The 2949-nt window shown below is 30.4% G+C and carries 4 protein-coding genes; all 4 read left to right on the top strand.

Annotation, left to right across the window (positions count from 1 at the left end; all coding sequences use genetic code 11):
- Positions 1-488: aldehyde dehydrogenase family protein (locus RMN92_RS09365; RefSeq protein WP_309609194.1), on the top strand; the 488-nt coding region annotated here is incomplete at its 5' end.
- Between the two features lie 8 nt (positions 489-496).
- A complete protein-coding gene (locus RMN92_RS09360) occupies positions 497-901 on the top strand; it encodes a DUF2721 domain-containing protein (protein WP_309609193.1) in 405 nt (134 codons plus the stop codon).
- Positions 902-958: 57 nt separating this feature from the next.
- Positions 959-1798, top strand: a complete 840-nt coding sequence (locus tag RMN92_RS09355) for a hypothetical protein (protein WP_309609192.1) — start codon at positions 959-961, stop codon at positions 1796-1798.
- 15 nt (positions 1799-1813) lie between these two features.
- Positions 1814-2949: DUF1800 family protein (locus RMN92_RS09350; protein WP_309609191.1), on the top strand; the 1136-nt coding region annotated here is incomplete at its 3' end.

Genomic DNA, 2949 nt, shown 5'->3' with positions numbered 1-2949 from the left:
TACATGGTGCTAAAATTATTAACGAAAAAGGTGGTAAACGTTTGGATAATTATATTTTTCCAGCAGTATTATATCCCGTAAATAAAAAAATGCGAATTTATAGCGAAGAGCAATTTGGTCCATTGGTACCCATTATTACTTTTAAAGATATCCAAGAACCGCTAGATGACATGGCAGAATCCAATTATGGACAACAAGTAAGTTTGTTTGGTAAAGATGTTAAAACCCTAGCTCCTTTAATTGATACTTTAGTCAATTTGGTTTGCCGTGTAAATTTAAATAGCTCTTGCCAACGAGGTCCAGATGTGTATCCGTTTACTGGAAGAAAGGATTCTGCAGTCGGGACACTAAGTATTTATGATGCTTTACGATCATTTTCAATTAGAACCTTTGTAGCATCAAAAGACAATGAATATAACAATGAAATTTTGCAAGCCTTGTTAAATAACAAAGAATCGAATTTTATAAATACAGATTACATTTTATAGTTTGCATTATGACATTAAACATAGAAACTCCTGCATTACTTTTTTCCGCTACATCATTAATATTATTGGCATATACCAATCGATTTTTAACAATTGCACAAATTATAAGAAGTTTAAAAAAAACATATGATGAAGAGCACCATAAGACCATTTATTTGCAAATAAAAAATCTTAATTTACGATTAACGCTTATTCGTTACATGCAAATGTTTGGCGTTCTTTGCTTATTCTTATCTGTTTTCGCCATGTTATTGTTGTTTTTTGAAATTCAACTTTTTGCAATTTATTTTTTCGGATTGAGTTTGCTTTCCTTATTAATTTCGCTAGCCATATCGTTTTGGGAAATTAGTATTTCGGTACAAGCTTTAAAATTACATTTAAGTGATTTGCTTGAAGATAAATCTAAAATTTAATCAACCACATTAAACCTTTTTAATTTTCTGTAGTCTTATTATAAAATTAAATAGATTATGAAAAAAACAATCACACTACTTTTGGTTATTCTAGGAATAACTTTTAGTTCTGCTCAGGAAAATGACAATCCAGAATTTACAGGCGAAAATTTTAGTTTGGAAGGCGCTTTGGACTTATTCAAAAAAGCAAATTCATTAGAAAATTTTGAAGAATTACTAAATCAAGAAAGTAACAATGTAAATAATCTTGATTTGAATAATGACGGCAATATTGATTACATAAATGTTGATGATATTAAAGAAAACGATACACACGTTATTGTGCTAAGTACTTTTTTGAGTAAAACTGAAAAACAAGATATTGCAACTGTTGGCATCGAAAAAACTGGAAATGAAGAAGCTACCTTGCAAATTGAAGGCGACCAAGATTTGTATGCAGAAAACACTATTGCGGAACCTTATGATGTTTCGGAAAAAATGAATCAAGGAAAAGGTGGACCAAGTTTATCCGAAATTATTTCTACACGAATAATTGTAAATGTATGGTTTTGGCCCTCAGTACGCTACATTTATGCGCCTAGATATGTGGCTTGGAAATCACCACACAGATTTGGTTTTTATCCGCGTTGGTGGAAACCTTGGAGACCATTTCGTTATGCTACTTTTTATACAAGAGCAGCGCCACACAGAGTTTATTATCACAGAACACCAATATGTCGTTTGGTTATAGTAAGAAAAGTATACGCACCAAGAAGAAATCATTCTACAATAGTCATTCATAAAAACAACCACAAAACTGTTGTTCTAAAAAGCAACAATCGAAGCGAAAAATATCAAAAATCTAAAAGAAAACCAAATGTAAAAGTTGTAAAGGTTTCTAAAAATAGAAGACGATAATTAAAAACTTTGGTTATGAACAATTATAAGCTTTGGTCGCTAAGATTAGGATATTCTGGCAAACAAGCCGAAATGATGGCTTCTATTGGAATTGAAAAATTTTTAGAAAAATCATTCTCATCTCAAGTAGACCATTCTGTTCCAGATTTGCTTGCCAATAGTCCAAAATCATTGGAAGATTTTAAAGCCATTCAAAAAATTAGAAAAGAAGCAAGTCCAGAAGAGAAAAAAGAACTTCTAAAAAAAGAGGTCAAAACATCTGTTGAAATGAAATCTTGGTGGCTCGAAAAAATGATGAATGAAGAATTTCCACTTCGGGAGAAAATGACTTGCTTCTGGCACAATCATTACGTTGCCACGTTTCAAAAAGTGAAAGTAAATTATTGGATATTTCAACACAATCAAATTTTAAGAGAAAATGCTTTTGGTAATTTTAAGGATCTGACAAAAAAAATGGTTAAAACCAATGCCATAGTCAAATATCTCGATAATGTTGATAATAGAAAAGGAAAGCTTAACGAAAATTTGAGCAGAGAATTACTAGAACTTTTTACTCTAGGAATTGGAAATTATACAGAAGCAGATATTAAAAATGGTGCAAAAGGTTTGGCTGGATTAGGAATTGGAAAAGAAAATGCCATATACAGACCACTTTTTGAAAATAATGAAAGCTTTGAATATTTCGGCAAAAATGGAAATTTTAAAATTGACGAAATGATAGATATTATTTTTGAACAAAAAAATATTCCCTATTTACTAACTCGGAAAATTTTGAAATGGTTTATATATGATAATCCGAAAGAAGATTTGGTTACTTATTATGGCGATTATTTGAGAGATGTGAATTTTGAAATTAGACCTCTGCTCACCAAAATTTTCACTGAAGAATTTAAAAAAGAAAATGCTGGTTCCAAAATTAAAAATCCATTGGAATATTTATTGCCCATTTTTGATGAATTAAAAGTTGAAAACCCAAACAAAAAAATAACAGCATTTTTTTTAAAAGAACAAGGAATGGATTTGTTTAACCAAGCCAATGTAAAAGGTTGGACTGGAGGAAATGCTTGGATTACTTCTCAAATTTATTCGCAACGAAATAATGTAGCCGATTTACTTTGCAATGGAAAAAATTTAAATAACAGAAGAAAAAA

Source organism: Flavobacterium sp., from assembly GCF_031363805.1.
Lineage (GTDB): Bacteria > Bacteroidota > Bacteroidia > Flavobacteriales > Flavobacteriaceae > Flavobacterium.
The sequence above is the reverse complement of the archived record's forward strand: the minus strand, read 5'-3'. Positions and strand labels throughout refer to the sequence as shown.